The sequence below is a fragment of the Pelagibius sp. genome, assembly GCF_965249265.1.
GTDB lineage: Bacteria > Pseudomonadota > Alphaproteobacteria > Kiloniellales > Kiloniellaceae > Pelagibius.
Map to the genome: position 1 here is coordinate 4,889,361 of NZ_OZ252224.1, position 17,729 is coordinate 4,907,089.

Sequence of the window (17,729 nt, forward strand, 5' to 3'; positions counted from 1 at the left end):
AGCCGGTCATTTAACAGTGAACGCTGGGCACCGCAAGGCCGCGCGCCTCGGGTGCAGCGTTTCAGACGATACTGTCGTTGAAGTCGTCCAGCAGCGTTGCGATACGTCCGCTGTCCACCTGGTCCATGATCATCCGCGCCCGGCGCCCGGCGGCCTGCATGTCCAGCCCCAGGATGCGGCTCTTGACCCGGGGGATCGCCTTGGCCGTCATCGACAGTTCCCGCACGCCGAGGCCGACCAGCAGGGCCGCAAAACGCGGATCGCCGGCCATCTCGCCACAGACCGAGACCGGAATCCGCGCATGAAGGGCGGCCTCCACCGAAAACTGTATCAGCCGCAGGACCGCGGGATGCAGCGGATTGTAGAGATAGGCGACCTGTTCTTCGCTGCGGTCGATGGCCAGGGTGTACATGGTCAGGTCATTGGTGCCGATGGCGAAGAAATCACAGGCCTGGGCCAGGGAATCTGCCGCCAGGGCGGCGCCCGGCACCTCGATCATCACCCCCAGAGGCGGCAGGGGATCGGCAATGGCGACACCGCGGCGGCGCAGGCGGCGCGCCGTTTTGGTCAACTCCTTGCGCACCGCGGCGACCTCGCCCGGGTTTGAGATCATCGGCAGTAGAATACGCAGCGGCCCATGCGCGCCGGCACGCAGGATCGCCGCCAGTTGGGTGCGCAGCAGCTTGGGTTCCTTCAAGGACAGACGAATCGCCCGCAGCCCGAGCGCCGGGTTCTGGGACTCGCCCAAATGCACGCCGAGCGAAGAGGCAAGCTTCTCGCCGCCCACGTCCAGGGTGCGCACCGTGACCGGCGCCCCCTTCATCGCGCGGACGATCTCCGCCAGAGCCGCGTACTGCTCATCCTCATCCGGCAGGTCCTCGCGGTTCATGTACATGAATTCAGTACGCAGCAGACCGACACCCTCGGCGCCCACCTGGGCCGCCTGTCCGGTTTCACGCGGCAGCTCCAGATTGACCTCCAGGGTGACGCGCTGCCCGTCGCGGGTTTGCGCCGGCACGTCGCGAAGGCGGGCCAGGGAGCGCACCTCGCGCGCCATATCCTTGAGGCGGCGCTGATAGGCCGCCAGGCGCTTGGCGGTTGGATTGACGATCACCAGCCCGTTGTTGCCGTCAACGATCAGGGTATCGCCGGTCTTGATGGCCGGGATCAGGCCGGGCACGCCGAGCACCGCCGGCAGACCCAGGGAGCGGGCCATGATCGCGGTATGGCCCTCGGCTCCACCCAGGACGCAGGCGAAACCGGCGATCTCGCGCGGGTCCATCAGGGCGGTGTCGGCCGGCGAAATCTCTTCCGAAATAACGATGCTTTCTTTTTCGAGCCCGCCGAAACCGCGAAAAGCGGTATCGGTCAGATTGCGCAGAATGCGGTGACCGACCTCGCGCACATCTTCGGCACGGGCGCTGAGATAGGCGTCTTGCATGGCCGCGAAATCCTGGGCGATCGCGGATATCTCGGCCATCACCGCGGCTTCGGCATTGCGCCGGTCGTTGTCGATCCTCGCCTCTATGCCGCCGATCAGGCGGCTCGACTTCAGCATCTGCATGTGGGCGTCCAGCAGATAGCCCAGTTCCTCGGCCGCCACGCCGTGGATACCCAGGGACTTGGCCTTCAGCTTGCCGACCTGCCGCACCGCCTTCGCGGTGGCCTCGGCAAAGCGCTTTTGCTCGCGGGAAACGCGGGAGGCGGGGATCTGATACTCCGGCACGTGCAGGTCGCCGGCTTCGCGCACATAGGCCGGGCCGATACCGGCCCCCGGGGATACGCCCAGCCCTTCGAAGATCTGTTCCTGGCTGCGCCGCCGGCGCTTGTTATCCGTCTTCATGGAATTTGTCGTCGACGAGGCGGGACAGCGCCTCGACCGCCTTGGCGGCGCCGAAGCCGGACGCCTCCACATCGATGTCGCAGCCCGGCCCGGCCGCCAGCATCATCAGGCCCATGATCGAACAACCCGAGACCCGGGTGTCGTTCTTGATCACCGTGACCTGGGCATCGAACGTCTCCGCCAGCTTGACGAACTTCGCCGCGGCCCGGGCGTGCAGACCTTTCTGGTTTTGGATGGTCAGGCGGCGGCGGATCGTCTCCGCCCCGGCACCGTCCTGTCTAGCCTGCGCCAGTTCGTCCATCAGTCCTTGTCCGATTCCAAAAGCTGCGAGGCCACGTTGATGTACTTGCGCCCGGCAAGCTGCGCCTGGGTTACCGCTTCTGCCAGATTGGCGGTGCTGCGCAACCCGGTCAGCTTGATGAGCATCGGCAGATTGATCCCGGCGATCACCTCCACCCGGTCCTTGTCGAGAACGGAAATCGCCAGGTTGGAGGGCGTGCCGCCGAACATATCGGTCAGCAGCACCACGCCGTCGCCCTGCTCCGCCGCGCCGACCGCGTCGATGATGTCCTGGCGGCGCTGTTCCATGTCGTCCTCCGGGCCGATGCAGATCGCCGCCACATTGTCCTGCGGACCGACCACGTGTTCCAAGGCCTGAACGAACTCCACGGCAAGACGCCCGTGGGTTACCAAGACAAGACCGATCATCCTCTGCTCCCTGCCGACTTTCGCCGCTTCGCCCGACCGTCGCCGTTTTTTGCCGACGCGGTACTCTTTATTGTCATGATAAGGGTCCGAAGCAAAGGCGCGGTCAACGTTTTATATCAACCCAAAGTTTCCGAAAAGCGGCCCAGGTTGCGCCTGAGGCTCAGGTCTTGGCCGCCGCACGCAGCGGATCGCGTGCAATATCGCGGTGGCCGAGGTGTACCGGCCGGCCCTGCTCGCCCAACCATGCGGCGAGCCGCTCGGCGGTAAAAACCGAGCGATGCCGCCCGCCGGTGCAGCCCACGGCGATCGTCAGATAACTTTTTCCTTCTCTTTCGTAGCGCGGCAGCAGGGGTGCCAGCATCGCCGTCAACTGGCCGAAGAAAGGCTCAAAGCCGGGATCCCGGCTCACGAAAGCGGCCACCGCATCGTCGCGGCCCGATAGCGGGCGCAGCGCGGGATCGTAGTGCGGATTGGCCAGAAAACGGACGTCGAACACCAGATCGGCCTCGCGCGGCAGGCCCTGGCGAAACGAGAAAGAAGTCACGAAAACCGCCATGCTGCCGCCCGCCGTCAGGCCGACATGACCCAGCAACTGGGCGCGGAAGTCCGCCGGGGTCAGGCTTGAGGTGTCGATCATAAGATCGGCCCGTTCACGCAAGGGCGCCACCAGGCGCCGCTCTGCGGCGATGCCGTCGGCCAGCGGGCGCCCCTCCGCCAGGGGATGGCGCCGCCGGGTCTCGGTGTATCGCCGGCCCAGCACCTCGTCCTCGCAGTCAACGAACAGCAACGTCGAGGCAAAGCGCGGGTCCCGCGCCAGGGCGTCGAGCTGGCCCAGCACCGGTCCCACGGCAAAGTCACGGGTGCGAATGTCGACCCCTATGGCGATCGGACGTTGCAGACCGACCTCGCCGACCACCGCATCCAGGAGACTGAGCGGGAGATTGTCGATGGCCTCCCAGCCCTCATCTTCCAGAACCCGCAGAGCCGACGAACGGCCGGCGCCGGACATGCCGGTGACCAGGACCAGACGGAGGCCGGTGCCATCGCCCGCGTCCTTTTCCATCAGCTTCTGATCGCTCAAGGCTCGATTGCTCTCCGCTTTGCCGGTATCGCCGGGCCGTGCCGGACTGCCGGCCTCTGCCGATCCGGACGCGTCCGGATCGGTCTCCGCCCCCGGGACGCCCATGTCAGGGGGGCGCATTATAAGCGCGGCCTCGGCGCGCAGCGCAAGCTGCAGCTTTTCGGGCGCCGAGACAAAGTTGGGATCGAGCGCGACGAGGCGCAGCGGCACGCCGCAGAGCACCCGTCGTTCGTCCGCCGGCAGGCGTTCGATCTCCTGCTGCGGGCGCAGCTCGACCAAGAGGCGCAGCGGCACGCCGGCGCGAAACGGCAGGTCGACGATGCCGATACCGCGCACCTCAAGCTTACCGGCAATGCTGTCCGGCGGTGCCGCGATCACCTGGCCGTCGCGAACCTCTAACAGGGTCTGATCGTCGCTGACCAGCACGGCGCCCCGGTCGATCAGGCGCAGCGCCAGATCCGACTTTCCGGCACCCGGCGGCCCCAGAATGGCAACCCCATGATCGCCCAGGGCGACAGTGGTGGCATGCAGGTTCTCAGCCATCTGCGGGAACGCCTGTTGCCATGCCGCCCGCGCATTCGCCGGTTTCAGACACCGCTTTCTTCCGCCGGCAGCGTGACGACGAAGCAGGCCCCCAGCACCTCTCCGTCGCGGTCGCAGCGGTTCTCCGCTTCGATGGTGCCGTTATGCGCCTCGACGATCTGCTTGGAGATCGACAGCCCGAGACCGGAATGGGTGCCGAACTTCTCACCGGCCGGGCGTTCGGTATAGAAGCGTTCGAAGACCGCTTCCAGCTTGCCCTCGGGAATGCCCGGCCCGTCATCGCAGACCGACACCTCGATTTCATCGCCCTGGCGCTGTGCCGCCAGCCGGATCTGTCCATCGGGCGGCGAGAAGGTAATCGCATTGGTGATCAGGTTGCGGAACACCTGCCCAAGGCGGTCTTCCAGGCCCGGCACCCGCAGATTCTGGTGATCCAGCATCTCCAGGACGAAGCGCGGCCCATGCTCGTTGTCGACGGTTTCGTGAAGCGAGACCAGGGCGCGCAGCAACTCGCCGACATCGATGGACTCAGTCTGCGCACGCGACAGCTCGGCGTCCAAACGCGAGGCGTCGGAGATGTCGCTGATCAGGCGGTCGAGCCGATGAACATCGTCAAGGATGATCGACATCAGGCGGCGCTGCTGGTCCGGGTCTTCGACCCGGGCCACGGTTTCCACCGCACTGCGCAGCGAGGTCAGCGGATTCTTGATCTCGTGGGAAACGTCGGCGGCAAAGGCCTCGATGGCGTCCATCCGCGTCCACAGCGCTTCGGTCATCGACCGCAGGGCATCCGAGAGATCGCCGATCTCGTCGCCGCGCCGGCGAAAATCGGGGATTTCGAACTGGCGGCCTTTGCCGTAGCGCACCAGATCGGCGGCCTGGGCAAGGCGGCGGATCGGTCTGGCGATGGTGCCCGCGAGATAAAAGGACAACAGCACCGTGACCGCGAAGGCGAGGCCGCAGACGATCAGGATATCCCGCCGCCGGTCGTCCACCGCCGCGTCCACGTCGGCGCCGTCCTTGGACAGCATCAGCGCGCCCAGGACCTGGCGGTAGCGCTGCACCGGCACCGCGATCGAGAGGACCAGCCGACCCTGGCGGTCGACCCGGACCATGCCCGGGCTTTCACCGGCGAGAGCGCCGCCGACCTCCTCATAGTGAACCGCCTTCTGCACCCGGTCTTCCCGGTAGATCGGAAAGTTGTCTTTACCGGGAACCCACTTCAGAACCGCCTCGTAGAGGACTCCGAGCAGGCTGAGGCCGCTTTTCTGTTCCGGCGGCAGGGCCATCACTTGAACCTTGCCGCCCGGTCCGCTGAGCACGAAGCTGTCGGCCAGAAGCTCGCCCGAGCGCGCAAAGATCCGGGCGCGGACGCCGGTATCGACCAGAAGCACGCGCATAAGGTTGCGGGTGACCTCGGGCAACAGGCGCTCGTCACCGACCTGGGTGGCGACGACCGCCGTGCTGCCCAGGGAAAGCGAGAAAGCCCGGCCCTGAATGCGCAGGGCGTCCAGCTCCGCCGCGATCAGGCTTTGGCGGTATTGATCCAGATGCAGCAGGCCCAGGACCGGAATCAGCAGCACCAGCACGTTGATGGTCAGAATCCGCCGCGTGAGCGGTGAGCGCCAGCGCCGCCGGCTCCGCGGCAGAGGACGGGCAGCGGCTTCCGAGGCCCCGGGATCCTGCCGCTTATCCTGCCGCTTATCCTGCCGCTTATCCTGCCGCTTGTTCACCGCTGCAGCCTTGCGACCGGCAAGGCCGAACCAGCCACCGGCGCTGCCTTCGCTTTCAACGGTCATTGCCCCGGGTCCGGCATTGCGGTGCCTTGATCACTCGGTCATCCCTTTGTGCCGCCGGCCCTATTGCTCGCGGTAGCGGTAGCCGACACCGTAGAGCGTCTCAATGTGCTGAAAATCGTCATCGGCGTCGCGGAACTTCTTGCGCAGGCGTTTGATGTGGCTGTCGATGGTGCGGTCGTCGACATAGATCGACTCCCCATAAGCCGCGTCCATCAACTGGTCGCGGTTTTTCACGTGCCCGGGTCGCACCGCCAGGGCTTTCAGGATCAGAAACTCCGTCACCGTCAGGTTGATACGCCCTTCCTTCCAGGTGCAGAGGTGGCGCGCCGGATCCAGCGTCAGGTCGCCGCGCAGGATCGGCGCCTCGTTGCCGGCCGTGCCCGGGGGGCCGTCGTCGCCGCCCCTTTCGCGCCGCAGGAGCGCACGGATCCGCTCGATCAGCAGGCGTTGGGAAAAGGGCTTGGTGATGTAGTCGTCGGCGCCCATGCGCAGGCCAAGAACCTCGTCGATCTCGTCGTCCTTGGAGGTCAGAAAGATCACCGGCAGGTTGGAGGCCTTGCGCAGATGGCCCAGCAGTTCCATGCCGTCCATGCGCGGCATCTTGATGTCGAGCACCGCCAGATCGACCGGGCTGGCGGCGATGCCGCGCAGCGCCTCGGCGCCGTCGTTGTAGGTGCGTACCTTGAAACCCTCGGCTTCCAAGGCAATGGAAACCGATGTCAGGATATTGCGATCATCGTCCACCAGGGCGATGGTTTCTTGCATCTTGTCTTGTCCGTCTCGTGCCTGTCTGACCGTAAGGCGCAGGATCATCCAGGCTGGTTCAGTAAATCAAATCAGGGCACAAAAACCAGATCAACCCCAGCCCCAATAAGCGCGACCCAATCAGCGCGCCCCGCTCAGCGCTCCAGCCTGAAAGGCCCGGGTGGGCGGACCAAAGCAGAACCCGCGGTCAACGGCAAGCCGCAGACGCGGCAAGACTTGAGTGGCTGTCGCTGGACCCGACCTGGTGATGCTCCCCCCAAAACGCGCCCGCGCGGCCGTCAAGCGACCGAGAAGCGGCTGTAAGGCCGGCAGGGTGGCGGTCGAGTGTGGCGGATTTGCGGCATTTTTAGGAACAAAGAGAGTCGCCGACACTGAAATCGGCCAATTTCGGCCCTTCGCGATTGCACCCGCAGGCAAGCGCCCCTTCACAGGCCTTGAGCATACGGGGAAAACCCGTGACAATTAGTTCCCGCATTGGCCAAATTGTGTTTAGGATTGGGTGATTTGCGTTCCCAAAGGGAGTATAGTTTGAACGGGCATATCGACCAGAGAGCAATAAATTCTTCTTTTGCGCGTCTATTACTTATTTATTGCTCTTAAAAAGAGTGTTTTCGCTTGCTTCTCTTTGCTGGATGGCCGAGGGCGGAAAGATTGTCTGGGCAACAAGTAAGGGCCGATTGCGGCGTGACTTTGAGTGAGGGTTTTCGCAAGGCCAGATATGGCCTGCCGACGCGCTGTACCAACCGCGCCTTCCTCGATCATTGTCCGGAGCGCATCGCCGAGATCTTTCATTACTGGGACGGGCTGCGCGGCGACCGGCGCATGCCCTGCCGCGCCGATTTCGACCCCGCCGAGGTGGTTCGCCACCTGCCCAGCCTGCTGCTCATCGATGTCGAGGGCGTCGACGACCGCGGCAGCGCCATCCTGCGCTACCGGGTGGTGGGAACCGAAGAGGTGCTGCTGCGCGGCCACGACCCCACGGGCAAGCTGGTTTCCGAAGGCTTTGTCGGGCCGAGCCTGGAAGTGGTCATGGAAGCCTATGAGCTGGTGCGCAAAGAGCGCTGCTTCCTGTTCGAGCTGCTGGAGTTCAAGACCCACCGCGGCGTCATGCGCAGCGAGTACGGTATCCTCCTGCCGCTTTCCGAAGACGGCACCAACGTCAGCCAGATCCTGGTCTATTCCCTGATGCGCGACGCCGACGAAGAGGGGTGAGGCTCTGCACGGTCAGAGCCGCGCCGCAACAATCAACGACAGCAATCGATCGAACTCGCCGCGCAGGATGAAACGGTCTTCGCGGCAGAATTGCGTTTCACCCGCCAGCGGTTTGAGACAAGACAGAGCCAGCTCCTCAAAAGCGTCTTCGGCATCGCTTTCTCCACCTCCCACCGAGCTGCGAAGGTTTTTCATGAAGGCCGACATATCGGCTTGATGAACGATCACGGTCCGCCAGGCTGGAACAACAAAAAGCGCCTGCTGGCCGAACCCCCAGGCCCAGAACGTGCCCGGCGGCAAGCCGCTGCCCGGCCCCGGAATCCACCAAAGATAGCCATGGCCGTGGCGCAGGCCGTCACGCCCGGTTTCCAGGTAGTCGGTGGTGATGCGATCGATCCAGGAAGCCGACAGGATGGACTCGCCGTCGACCTCGCCGCGGTCCAGATAAAGCCCCCCGAAGCGGGCCAAATCACGGGCCGACATCCGGAACATCACGGCGCGGTGCTGCGACAGGGCCGGTTCGGCCTTGTAGGTCACAGCCGCCACCGTAAAGTCCTGCAGACCCAGCGGATTGGCGATGCCGGCGTCAAAGGCGTCGGCAACCGAGAGGCCGGTCCGCGTTTCGAAGACTGTTGTCAGGGCATTGGTATCCCAGTTGTTGTAGGCCCAGGTCGTGCCCGGCGTGTTTTCCGCCTTGCCCAGGCGGCGGTTCTTTTCCGCCACGAGGCCGCCTTCGGCCGCGGCGGCGTGGTTGATTCCGGAAACCGATTTCACGAGATGCAGGACCGTCGCCTGTTTCTGCGGCGCTGTCAGCGGGTCCGGCATATCGTCTATGCCCAGCTCCGCCAGCGTGGCGGAGAGGTCGATCTGCCGCGCGCCCATCCCCTGGTGCTGGCCGACCAGCGCCGAGAGCAGGACCTTGCGCATGGAGTGAATGGGGCGGGGCTGCGCAAGATCGCCGAAGGAGGCAACCGTTTCGCCCCGGGTTACGATCATCAGACTGTCGCTGCTGAGCTGCTCCAGATAAGCGAAGACAGCAACGAGCGCCGCCGGGTCCCAACCCAGGCGCTGCAAATCGGCATCGCCCAGGCAGTTGACTGCCGGTGCTGCCGGGAGCGCCGGGGGCGCGACCTGCGAGGCCGGGCGCGCATGGTCGCCGGGAAGCAGCGGTCCTTCATAGGTCGCGATGAAGTAGGCGAACAGGGCCATCAGGCTGAGCGGGATCACCGCCAGGGCGGCGACCCCGCCGCGTCTTGGACGTCTCATGACTTTTTTCCCGATGATGGCACCGCCGGTTTCCCGGCGGGCCGTTTATCAGAGGTCGCGGAACTCGCGATGCAGCCGCGCTTCGGAGGAGGTCACGAAGGCCTCCATATTGCGGACACGCTGTTCCTGATCGCGGAACTTGTGGCGCAGCCGGGACAGCGATTCGCTCGGCTTCAGCCGTACCTGGCGCCAGAACTCCTTTTCCTCTTCGGACTGGTAGGTGAACTCAGGCGCCGGGTCGAGCAGGATGGTCGCCAGGATGTAGCAGACCAGGGTCGGGAAGGTGAACATGAAGAGCGAGATCAACGCGACCAGACGCACGACGAAGGTACTGATGCCGAAGTAATCGGCGATCCCGGCACAGACGCCGGATACCTTGCCCCTTGCCCGGTTGCGGTAGAGGCGGCTGGGCCGCGCCTTGGGGTCCCTCTGGTGTCGCGGCCCGCAGGAGCGGGGGCCATGCCAGCTCATAACTGTTTCCTCCAGTCCGTCACCTCGGCATCGAGGATGCGCTCCAGGGAATTGATACGCTGCTCCATGCGCTCGGCGCTGGTCCAAAGCTCCTCGAGCAACTGTTCCTCATCACTCGACAGCGACTTGGTCGCCCGCCAGCGCGTGGCGTAGTGGGCGATGATCCAGATCGGCGCGACGACCGCGAGGAAGAGTATGACCGGTACTTCGAAATCCATGGTCTTCTAGCCCCTGGGATCTTTTAGTTGCTGTCCGTTTTGCCGCCGTCAGCCGGCTTCCTGGCGCCGGACTTCTCCATCCGGGCCTTCAGCGCCGCCAGTTCGTCCTCGATGGCGGATTCGGCCGCCAGTTCGGAGATCTCATCGGCCAGCGAGCGGCCGTCACGCCCGAGGTCGTAGGCCTCGACCGCACCCTCGGCCTCGTCCAGCTTCTTTTCGACCTGCTCGAAGCGGGTGAAAGCCTCTTCGACACGGCCGTCATAGAGCGTGCGCCGGACCTTCAGGCGCGAGCCGGCGGTCTCGTGACGGGCGGCCAGGGCCTGCTGCTTGGCCTTGGCTTCGCGCAGCTTGCTCTCCAGCTTGGCGACATCGGCCTCGCCCTGCTGCAACAGGACTTCCAGATCTTCGAACTCCTCGCGCAGGGCCTCGGCCGCTTCGGCCAGCTTGGCCTTCTCCAGCAGCGCACCCTTGGCGAGATCTTCGCGTCCCTTGGACAGCGCCAGTTCGGCCTTTTCCTCCCAGCCGCGCTGGGCATCGCCGAGGCGCGACAGGCGGCGCGAAATCTCTTTCTTCTCGGCAATGGTCTTGGCCGCGGTGGAGCGCACCTCGACCAGGGTGTCCTCCATCTCCTGGATCACCAGGCGGATGATCTTTTCCGGCTCTTCGGCGCGGTCCAGGATGGCACTGAGGTTCGAATTGATGATGTCGGCGAGGCGGGAGAAAATACCCATCGGTGATGTTCCTTGTTTCGGGGGACTCGGGGTTTCGGGGGGCTTGGGGTTTCGGGAGGCTCGGTGTTTCGGGGCTTGGGGGTAGCGTTTCAGGGTTCAATAAATGCGGCGAGGGTCAGGTCTTGCATCAGGTGAGAATAGCGCCGACCACAATGCCGCCGATGAACATCAGCCAGTGATCCGCCGTCCGGCTGCCCAGATAGGTGCAGATCTTGTTGACCCAGTTCTCCAGGGTTTTCGTTCGGGGTTCATCGTCCAGGCGGTGCATTGACATCGGTGCCTCTCTCTTGGTTTTGCGGCTTCACGGCCGCAGTGGTGCTTTTCACCAAGGCAAATAGCAGGGAGCGTGCCAAGTTTGATGAAAATCGACAAACCATTGATTTTCATAGATTAAATAATCCAGATTGGAATACAGTGATCTCACCAATAATGTGAAAAGCGCCAATTCTTGGTGTAATTAGCTTTTTGTTAGCTATATTCAAATCATGCAGACGCCAGACCTCCCACCCCTGCTCGGCGAGTCGCCGGCCTTCCTCGCCCTGGCGGAAGAGATCTCCCGCATCGCCCCCCTGGACAGGCCGGCGCTGGTAATCGGTGAGCGCGGGACCGGCAAGGAACTGGTCGCCGCGCGGCTGCACTTCCTCTCCCGGCGCTGGGACGGCCCCTTCGTGAAGCTGAACTGCGCGGCCCTGGCCGAGAGCCTGCTTGAATCCGAACTCTTCGGTCATGAAGCCGGGGCCTTCACCGGCGCCGTCAAGCGCCGGGCCGGACGCTTCGAACTGGCCGACAGCGGCAGCCTGTTTCTGGACGAGATCGCCGCGGCCACCCCGGCGATCCAGGAAAAGCTGCTGCGGGTCATCGAGTACGGCAGTTTCGAGCGGGTCGGCGGCAATGCCGGTCTGACCGTCGATGTCCGGGTGATCGGCGCCACCAACGAGCACCTGCCGGAGGCCGCCGCCGAGGGGCGGTTCCGCGCCGACCTGCTGGACCGCCTGGCCTTCGAGGTCATCACCCTGCCGCCGCTGCGGGCGCGGCCGGAGGACATCCCCCTGCTTTCCACCCATTTCGGGCGCGAGATGGCCAAGGAACTGGACTGGCCGCAGTTCCCCGGCTTTTCGGAGGCCGCCCTGGCCCGTTTGGCGGAACATGCCTGGCCGGGCAACGTGCGCGAACTGCGCAATGCCGTGGAACGCTCCGTCGCCCGCGGCACGCCGGACGCAGCGATCGACAAGGTGGTTCTGGATCCCTTCGCCAGCCCCTATCCGCTGGCGCCCCTTGCGGCAAAGCGTGCGGCTGCCGGCGAGACAAAGCCGGATGCCGATGGCGCGGAACCCGGCAGGACCGGCGGCGTCTTATCCGATCCGCTGCGCGCTTTCGATCTGAAGGAAGCCCTGAAGCGGGTGGAACACGACCTGCTGCAGCAGGCCCTGGAGGCCCAGCGCTTCAACCAGCGCGCCACCGCGAAACAGCTCGGCCTTACCTATGACCAACTGCGCAACCGGCTGCGCAAGCACGGGCTGCTGGAACGCCCCGCCTGAGACCGAAACCGCCGCATCAGACGCCAGGCAATGCCATTGAAGAGCGTTCCCCCAAGGCGTCACCATGCCGTTCCAGCCAGGCGGCTGCCGCATCCCGGCCGATCGCCTTCAACTTCTGGAAGAAATGCCAGTCGGCGCGCTGTTTGCTGGTGACGTCCAGGGCCCGCATGGCGGCGCCGCCATCCAGCAGGTGCAGGTTCAGACCGCGCACCCGGGCCGCCATGTCGCCGCCGCGCTGGCGGCCCGGCCCGGCAATGCGCCCCATGTAGCCGAGCGCCTCCAGCTCGCGCATCAGCGGGGCATTGAACATGATCTGACTGCGCCGGTTGTTGATCTGGCGGACGCTGCGCGGCACCTCGTCGGTGGTCATGGAGTCAATCTGTATGATCATCACGTCCCGGCTGTCGCAATGGAACACCAGGGGAAAGATCGTCGGGTTGGCCATGAAGCCGCCGTCCCAGTAGTGCCCGTCGTCAATCGCCACGGCACGGTAGAGATGGGGCAGGCAGGCGGAGGCCAGCAGGACATCGACCGTCATATCGGGATTTTCGAAGAGCGCGGCGCGGCCCTGCTTCAGCTCCGTGGCCGAGATGAACAGCCGCGGCGTCTCCGCGAGCTGCAGGCTTTCGAAGTCGATCACCTCATCCAGCAGGCGGCGCAGCGGGTTCACATCCAGGGGATTGAGCTGATAGGGGGAGAACAGGCGGGTCATCATGTCCAGGGCCGGGGTCGCGGCGGCCGCCGGAGAGAACTCTCCCAGCCCGCTGACCCGCCGCCAGAGCCGCTCAAGGCTGACCCGGGCGCCCTCGGCCCCGTCCTCCAGCCAGCCGCTCGCCAGAGCCGCGGCATTCAGCGCACCGGCGCTGGCGCCGCTGAGGCCGTCAATCTCCAGCCGGTCTTCTTCCAGCAGGCGGTCCAGCACGCCCCAGGTAAAGGCGCCGTGGGCACCGCCGCCCTGCAAGGCAAGCGAGAGCCTGCGCCGGGCGGATTTGCGGCGGGCAGCGCGGCCCAAGGGGCGCGCCAGGGCGGAATCGAGACGTGAAATGCCGTTTCTTAAAGCCATGATGCCTCCAGACATCGTCTGGAGCATCTCCAACCCGGGGCGGTTTCTTTGCGACCTTGCTGCGCTCATGCCTCCCCAAAAGGGGATCCGGCAAGGCGCTCGCCAGTGTTCTAATTGTGATTGGTGAACAAGAACTTAAGGCAATTCCAAGGCACATTGGGCCGCCGGCCGCAAAGGCCGGCCCCAAAGGCTCAGAAATGATCGGCGCGGATGACCTCGACGTCGGAGAGGGTAATGATGGCGCTGTAGTCGCGCAGCAGTTCGTGAGCCGCCGCCATAATCCGGTGAGCCGCCTCTTCCCGGGCGATGACGACGATCAGGCGCATGGAGAGCGCCTCGCTGATCTCCCCCTGCTGCCAGGCGCCGTCGGCCCCCTTGCCGGAAAGGCAGGGCATGATCGTATAGCCGCGCACCTCCTGCTCCTCCAACAAGGCGACCACGCGGCGCTCCAGCGGGGCTTCGACGATGATATCCAGCTTCTTGCGGAGGTGGGTTTCCATGGATGGCGTCTTCCCGGGTTGTTTTAGGGCGATGATATCGCCGCAGCGACGGAAAAGTAGAGCGGAATCCCGAAGGTGAGATTGAATGGAAAGGTGATCGCCAAGGACAGAGTGAGATAGATGCCGGGACTGGCCTCCGGCACCGCCAGGCGCATGGAGGCGGGCACGGCGATGTAGGAGGCGCTGCCGCAGAGCAGGGCCAGCAGCGCGGTCTCGCCCGGACCGAGGCCCAGGGCCCAGCCGGTCGTGAGACCCAGGGAGGCGCCGACCACCGGCATGGTGATGCCGAAGAGAACCAGCCGCCAGGTCAGCTCGGAGGCGCCGCGCAGGCGGGTCGCCGCCACCAGCCCCATATCCAGCAGGAAGAGGCAAAGCACCCCTTTGAAGGGCCCCACCACAAAGGGCGCGATGGCATCCAGCCCCTTGGGTCCGGTGATCCAGCCGATGACAAAGGATCCGATCAGGATCACGACGCTGCCATTCAGAAAGATCTCGCGCATCAGGTCGCGGTCCAGCAGTCCCTTTTGCCGCCGCGGCCTCGCCTCCGCGGTCCCCTTCAGGTTGCGCCGGGCCAGCCAGATACCGGTGACGATGGCCGGGGTTTCCATGATCGCCATGACCGCGACCATGTAGCCTTCGAAACCGATCCCCATGAGCGTGAGAAATTCACTGCCGGCGACGAAGGTGACCACGGAAATGGAGCCGTAGTGGGCGGAAACCGCCGCCGCATCGGCCTGACCGAGACGGGTGAAGGTTCGCAGCAGGGTATAGGCAATCATCGGAATGACGAAACTGAGGGCGGCGCCAGCCAGCAGAATGACCGCGACGGTCCAGTTCAGACCCTGCTTGTTCAGTTCCACGCCGCCTTTGAAGCCGATCGCCAGCATAAGGTAGAGCGCCATCGCCTTGGCAAAGGCCTCGGGTATCGAGAGGTCGGAGCGCAGCAGCGCCGCGCCGAACCCCAGCGCGAAAAACAGGATGATCGGCGAAAGCAGATTATCGATGGCCAGGGGAAGCAGATCAGGCACGCAGGCTTTCCGGAACAGCGGGAGGGAGGCAGGAGGGCTGAAAAGGACACTACATAAGATAGGGGCGTCTCGAGACTTTTAGTCCAAGACCGGAACCAAACCAAGAAGCGATGGATCGCCGCAGGCGCGCCCTCTCGGCGGATTGCCGGCTGCGGAGCGGAAATCGATGGGTTACCGTCACCGGGTTCCCGGGGCAGGGAGCTCTTGGGGCCGGATTGTCGGAGGACAGCGATGGCATTGGAAAGCGGCGGCGAGAAAGAGGCAGCCTCGCCAGGGCCCGGGAGGCAGCCCGGAAAGCACCCGGCAGGGCAGCCCGGTGATCTGGCGCGCGGCCTGTTGAGACGCGCGGAGCGGGCGAGCCTCGCGACCAGCCTGCAGAAGGACGGCAGCGGCGACCCCTATGCCTCTCTGGTGATCATGGCGGTGGACCAGGACGCCGGCCCTCTTCTGCTGCTCTCCGATCTGGCCGATCACACCGCCAACCTGAAGGCCTCGCCGCGCGCCGGGCTGCTGATCGACGGCACCGCCGGCTACGACGATCCTTTGACCGGGCCGCGCATCAGCCTGCAGGGCAGGCTCGACCGGATCGACTCGCCGGCGGCGCTGGCGCGTTTCACACGCCGCCATCCCGGCGCGGCGCTCTATGCCGGCTTCGGCGATTTCAACCTCTACCGCTTCGAGATCGAGAAGGGGCACCTCGTCGCGGGCTTCGGCGACATCCACTGGCTGGCGGCAGAGCTGTTGCTGCACGACTGCAGTGGTGCGGCGGCCCTCGCCGCGGCCGAAGCCGACGTCGTCGCCCATATGAACGAAGACCACGGCGACGCCCTGGCCCTGATGGCGCAACACCTTCTGCGGCGGAAAGGCGGCCCCTGGATCATGACCGGCATCGATCCGGAGGGTTTCGATCTGCGCGGTCCGGGACCGGAAGGGCCCCTGCAAAGGCTCGACTTCCCCCAGGAAATCAACGATGCGGAGAGCGCCAGAGCGGCCCTTGTGGCCCTGACCCGGCAGGCCCGGGAAGCCGCCGGAACGGCTTAAAATATCCAGCAGCGGATACGTTAGAGAATCCCTTTGAAAAGGATTAGAAAGAACACATAAACGCCATGACAAAGCCCCAGGGGATGGACTATCTGTGATGGCCAAGGGGGTCCATGTGACCCTCAAAAGGCCCGGCATCTCGAAGGGACAGTCAACGTCTCCGCCACAAAAGGGCCGTCACCGGAATAGAGCAGTGGGAGACAATTCGTTGGAAAACATCGGCGCGGCCATCAGCCGCCACGGCCTCGATCTGCACGGCCTCGTCAATCTTCGAAAAGCACACTGGAATCTCAACGTCGCCGCCCTCTACGGCGCCTCTCTCTGGCGCGGCGAGTCGCAGCTTTCCGAAGGCGGGGCCATGGTGGTCCTGACCGGCAAGCACACCGGACGCTCCCCCAAGGACAAGTTCATCGCCCGCGAAGCCTCCAGCGAGCAGAACATCTGGTGGGGCGATGTGAACGTGGCCATGGACGAAGACGGCTTCGATCGCCTGCACCGCAAGGTCTGCGGCTACCTACAGGGCCGCGACGTCTTCGTTCAGGACGTCTATGCCGGTGCCGACCCCGACTACCGCCTGCCGGTGCGGGTGGTCAGCGAGTCCGCCTGGCACTCGCTTTTCGCGCGCAACATGTTCATCCAGCCGCGGCCGGACGCGCTGGCCGACTTCCTGCCCGGCTTTACCGTGATCCATGCGCCCTACTGCCATGCCGATCCGGAAGTCGACGGCACCAACAGCGAGAGCTTCATCGTCGTCAACTTCGCGCGCCGCCTCGTGATCATCGGCGGCACCGTCTATGCCGGCGAGATCAAGAAGTCGATCTTCTCCGTCCTGAACTACCTGTTGCCGGAACGCGATGTCCTGCCGATGCACTGCTCCGCCAACATCGGGCCCGAAGGCGATACGGCGATCTTTTTCGGCCTTTCCGGCACCGGCAAGACCACGCTTTCCGCCGACGCCAGGCGCAGCCTGATCGGCGACGACGAGCACGGCTGGTCGCCCAAGGGTGTCTTCAATTTCGAGGGCGGCTGCTATGCCAAGGTGATCCGGCTGGACGCCGAGTCCGAGCCCGAGATCTACGCCACCACGGGGCGCTTCGGCACGGTGCTGGAAAATGTCGTGATGGACCCGGCCAGCGGCCAACTGGATCTCGACGACGCCCGCCATACCGAAAACACCCGGGCGAGCTATCCGCTCGATTTCATTCCCAACATCTGCGCCGACGGCCAGGGCGGGCAGCCCAAGAACATCGTCATGCTGACCGCCGATGCCTTCGGCGTGCTGCCGCCGATTTCCAGCCTGACGCCGGACCAGGCCATGTATCACTTCCTTTCCGGCTACACCGCCCGCGTGGCGGGGACGGAAAAGGGCATGGGCTCGGAACCCTCGGCGACCTTCTCGACCTGCTTCGGTGCCCCCTTCATGCCGCGCCACCCCTCCGTCTACGCCAAGATGCTGGGCGAGAAGATGGCGGCGACCGGGGCCAAGTGCTGGCTGGTGAACACCGGCTGGACCGGCGGTGCCTACGGCACCGGATCGCGCATGAAGATCGCCCATACCCGCGCCATGGTGCAGGCGGCCTTGAGCGGCTGTTTGAGCGAAGCCGCGACGGCGCGTCACCCGGCCTTTGGCCTGGCCATGCCGGAGGCCTGCCCCAACGTGCCCTCCGAGGTGCTCAACCCGCGCAACACCTGGGGCGATAAACGGGCCTATGACCTGACGGTCCGCGATCTGACCCAGCGCTTCGAGGCCAATTTCAAGCAGTTCGAACCCTATGTCGGCGAGACCGTCCGCGAGGCCGGTATCCGCGCCGCCGCCTGATTTGCACCCATCTGCCCAGACCCGCCGGCAAGCGCCCGAGCCGCTGCCGGCGGGAGGGGACCTTTGTGCAGATCGCGTCAGGGTTTCGATGGCCGCAACGGCC

At 65.0% G+C, this 17,729-nt stretch carries 18 protein-coding genes; 4 read left to right on the top strand and 14 right to left on the bottom strand.

What is annotated here, in order from left to right; genetic code table 11:
- Positions 1 to 61: 61 nt before the first annotated feature.
- The 6 genes from ptsP to ACP146_RS22800 all read right to left on the bottom strand — a co-directional run bounded on the left by ptsP (position 62) and on the right by ACP146_RS22800 (position 6,739).
- Positions 62 to 1,843, bottom strand: coding sequence for a phosphoenolpyruvate--protein phosphotransferase (gene ptsP / locus ACP146_RS22775; protein ID WP_422369045.1), 1,782 nt, complete (start codon positions 1,841 to 1,843; stop codon positions 62 to 64).
- On the bottom strand, positions 1,830 to 2,144 hold the full coding sequence (locus ACP146_RS22780; RefSeq protein ID WP_422369046.1) for an HPr family phosphocarrier protein: 315 nt from the start codon (positions 2,142 to 2,144) through the stop codon (positions 1,830 to 1,832). The genes ptsP and ACP146_RS22780 overlap by 14 nt, the downstream gene beginning before the upstream one ends.
- Entirely contained in the window at positions 2,144 to 2,551 is a 408-nt protein-coding gene (locus tag ACP146_RS22785) for a PTS sugar transporter subunit IIA (RefSeq protein ID WP_422369047.1), read from the bottom strand. Before ACP146_RS22785 ends, ACP146_RS22780 begins: the two co-directional genes overlap by 1 nt.
- A 160-nt stretch (positions 2,552 to 2,711) precedes the next feature.
- Positions 2,712 to 4,175 (bottom strand): RNase adapter RapZ, encoded by a 1,464-nt coding sequence (gene rapZ / locus ACP146_RS22790; protein WP_422369048.1) that lies wholly within the window; start codon positions 4,173 to 4,175, stop codon positions 2,712 to 2,714.
- A 44-nt stretch (positions 4,176 to 4,219) separates the two neighbouring features.
- A complete protein-coding gene (locus ACP146_RS22795) occupies positions 4,220 to 5,974 on the bottom strand; it encodes a stimulus-sensing domain-containing protein (RefSeq protein WP_422369049.1) in 1,755 nt (584 codons plus the stop codon).
- Positions 5,975 to 6,034: 60 nt separating this feature from the next.
- Positions 6,035 to 6,739: a response regulator transcription factor gene (locus tag ACP146_RS22800; RefSeq protein ID WP_422369050.1), complete on the bottom strand. Its 705-nt coding sequence runs from the start codon at positions 6,737 to 6,739 to the stop codon at positions 6,035 to 6,037.
- Between the two features lie 684 nt (positions 6,740 to 7,423).
- Between ACP146_RS22800 and ACP146_RS22805 the strand changes: the two genes are divergently transcribed.
- Positions 7,424 to 7,951 (top strand): PAS domain-containing protein, encoded by a 528-nt coding sequence (locus tag ACP146_RS22805; RefSeq protein WP_422369051.1) that lies wholly within the window; start codon positions 7,424 to 7,426, stop codon positions 7,949 to 7,951.
- A gap of 12 nt (positions 7,952 to 7,963) precedes the next feature.
- Here the strand turns inward: ACP146_RS22805 and ACP146_RS22810 are convergent, their stop codons facing one another.
- The 5 genes from ACP146_RS22810 to ACP146_RS22830 form a co-directional block, all read right to left on the bottom strand.
- A complete protein-coding gene (locus ACP146_RS22810) occupies positions 7,964 to 9,217 on the bottom strand; it encodes a serine hydrolase domain-containing protein (protein ID WP_422369052.1) in 1,254 nt (417 codons plus the stop codon).
- 48 nt (positions 9,218 to 9,265) lie between these two features.
- Positions 9,266 to 9,688: an envelope stress response membrane protein PspC gene (gene pspC, locus ACP146_RS22815; protein WP_422369053.1), complete on the bottom strand. Its 423-nt coding sequence runs from the start codon at positions 9,686 to 9,688 to the stop codon at positions 9,266 to 9,268.
- Positions 9,685 to 9,906: an envelope stress response membrane protein PspB gene (gene pspB / locus ACP146_RS22820; protein WP_422369054.1), complete on the bottom strand. Its 222-nt coding sequence runs from the start codon at positions 9,904 to 9,906 to the stop codon at positions 9,685 to 9,687. Before pspB ends, pspC begins: the two co-directional genes overlap by 4 nt.
- 23 nt (positions 9,907 to 9,929) lie before the next feature.
- The gene (gene pspA / locus ACP146_RS22825) at positions 9,930 to 10,637 is read right to left on the bottom strand and encodes a phage shock protein PspA (protein ID WP_422369055.1); all 708 of its coding nucleotides are present in this window, start codon (positions 10,635 to 10,637) and stop codon (positions 9,930 to 9,932) included.
- 127 nt (positions 10,638 to 10,764) lie between these two features.
- The gene (locus ACP146_RS22830) at positions 10,765 to 10,911 is read right to left on the bottom strand and encodes a hypothetical protein (protein WP_422369056.1); all 147 of its coding nucleotides are present in this window, start codon (positions 10,909 to 10,911) and stop codon (positions 10,765 to 10,767) included.
- Positions 10,912 to 11,122: 211 nt separating this feature from the next.
- Between ACP146_RS22830 and pspF the strand changes: the two genes are divergently transcribed.
- The gene (gene pspF, locus ACP146_RS22835) at positions 11,123 to 12,175 is read left to right on the top strand and encodes a phage shock protein operon transcriptional activator (RefSeq protein WP_422369057.1); all 1,053 of its coding nucleotides are present in this window, start codon (positions 11,123 to 11,125) and stop codon (positions 12,173 to 12,175) included.
- Positions 12,176 to 12,191: 16 nt separating this feature from the next.
- Here pspF and ACP146_RS22840 read toward each other — a convergent pair whose 3' ends face one another.
- From ACP146_RS22840 to ACP146_RS22850, 3 genes are all read right to left on the bottom strand, one after another.
- Positions 12,192 to 13,238 carry a patatin-like phospholipase family protein gene (locus tag ACP146_RS22840; protein WP_422369058.1) on the bottom strand — a complete coding sequence of 349 codons (1,047 nt, stop codon included), beginning with the start codon at positions 13,236 to 13,238 and terminating at the stop codon, positions 12,192 to 12,194.
- 191 nt (positions 13,239 to 13,429) lie between these two features.
- Positions 13,430 to 13,738 carry a DUF190 domain-containing protein gene (locus ACP146_RS22845; protein ID WP_422369059.1) on the bottom strand — a complete coding sequence of 103 codons (309 nt, stop codon included), beginning with the start codon at positions 13,736 to 13,738 and terminating at the stop codon, positions 13,430 to 13,432.
- Positions 13,739 to 13,761: 23 nt separating this feature from the next.
- Positions 13,762 to 14,766, bottom strand: a complete 1,005-nt coding sequence (locus ACP146_RS22850) for a sodium-dependent bicarbonate transport family permease (RefSeq protein ID WP_422369060.1) — start codon at positions 14,764 to 14,766, stop codon at positions 13,762 to 13,764.
- A 231-nt stretch (positions 14,767 to 14,997) separates the two neighbouring features.
- Here ACP146_RS22850 and ACP146_RS22855 point away from each other — a divergent pair, with 231 nt between their 5' ends.
- Positions 14,998 to 15,807, top strand: a complete 810-nt coding sequence (locus ACP146_RS22855) for a HugZ family protein (protein WP_422369061.1) — start codon at positions 14,998 to 15,000, stop codon at positions 15,805 to 15,807.
- A 208-nt stretch (positions 15,808 to 16,015) separates the two neighbouring features.
- Positions 16,016 to 17,626 carry a phosphoenolpyruvate carboxykinase gene (locus tag ACP146_RS22860; RefSeq protein WP_422369062.1) on the top strand — a complete coding sequence of 537 codons (1,611 nt, stop codon included), beginning with the start codon at positions 16,016 to 16,018 and terminating at the stop codon, positions 17,624 to 17,626.
- The last annotated feature ends 103 nt before the right edge of the window (positions 17,627 to 17,729 follow it).

Bases quoted from the DNA above. Each gene is read 5' to 3' on its own strand.
- ptsP (WP_422369045.1), bottom strand. From the start codon at position 1,843: ATGAAGACGGATAACAAGCGCCGGCGGCGCAGCCAGGAACAGATCTTC.
- ACP146_RS22780 (WP_422369046.1), bottom strand. From the start codon at position 2,144: ATGGACGAACTGGCGCAGGCTAGACAGGACGGTGCCGGGGCGGAGACG.
- ACP146_RS22785 (WP_422369047.1), bottom strand. From the start codon at position 2,551: ATGATCGGTCTTGTCTTGGTAACCCACGGGCGTCTTGCCGTGGAGTTC.
- rapZ (WP_422369048.1), bottom strand. From the start codon at position 4,175: ATGGCTGAGAACCTGCATGCCACCACTGTCGCCCTGGGCGATCATGGG.
- ACP146_RS22795 (WP_422369049.1), bottom strand. From the start codon at position 5,974: ATGACCGTTGAAAGCGAAGGCAGCGCCGGTGGCTGGTTCGGCCTTGCC.
- ACP146_RS22800 (WP_422369050.1), bottom strand. From the start codon at position 6,739: ATGCAAGAAACCATCGCCCTGGTGGACGATGATCGCAATATCCTGACA.
- ACP146_RS22810 (WP_422369052.1), bottom strand. From the start codon at position 9,217: ATGAGACGTCCAAGACGCGGCGGGGTCGCCGCCCTGGCGGTGATCCCG.
- pspC (WP_422369053.1), bottom strand. From the start codon at position 9,688: ATGAGCTGGCATGGCCCCCGCTCCTGCGGGCCGCGACACCAGAGGGAC.
- pspB (WP_422369054.1), bottom strand. From the start codon at position 9,906: ATGGATTTCGAAGTACCGGTCATACTCTTCCTCGCGGTCGTCGCGCCG.
- pspA (WP_422369055.1), bottom strand. From the start codon at position 10,637: ATGGGTATTTTCTCCCGCCTCGCCGACATCATCAATTCGAACCTCAGT.
- ACP146_RS22830 (WP_422369056.1), bottom strand. From the start codon at position 10,911: ATGTCAATGCACCGCCTGGACGATGAACCCCGAACGAAAACCCTGGAG.
- pspF (WP_422369057.1), top strand. From the start codon at position 11,123: ATGCAGACGCCAGACCTCCCACCCCTGCTCGGCGAGTCGCCGGCCTTC.
- ACP146_RS22840 (WP_422369058.1), bottom strand. From the start codon at position 13,238: ATGGCTTTAAGAAACGGCATTTCACGTCTCGATTCCGCCCTGGCGCGC.
- ACP146_RS22845 (WP_422369059.1), bottom strand. From the start codon at position 13,738: ATGGAAACCCACCTCCGCAAGAAGCTGGATATCATCGTCGAAGCCCCG.
- ACP146_RS22855 (WP_422369061.1), top strand. From the start codon at position 14,998: ATGGCATTGGAAAGCGGCGGCGAGAAAGAGGCAGCCTCGCCAGGGCCC.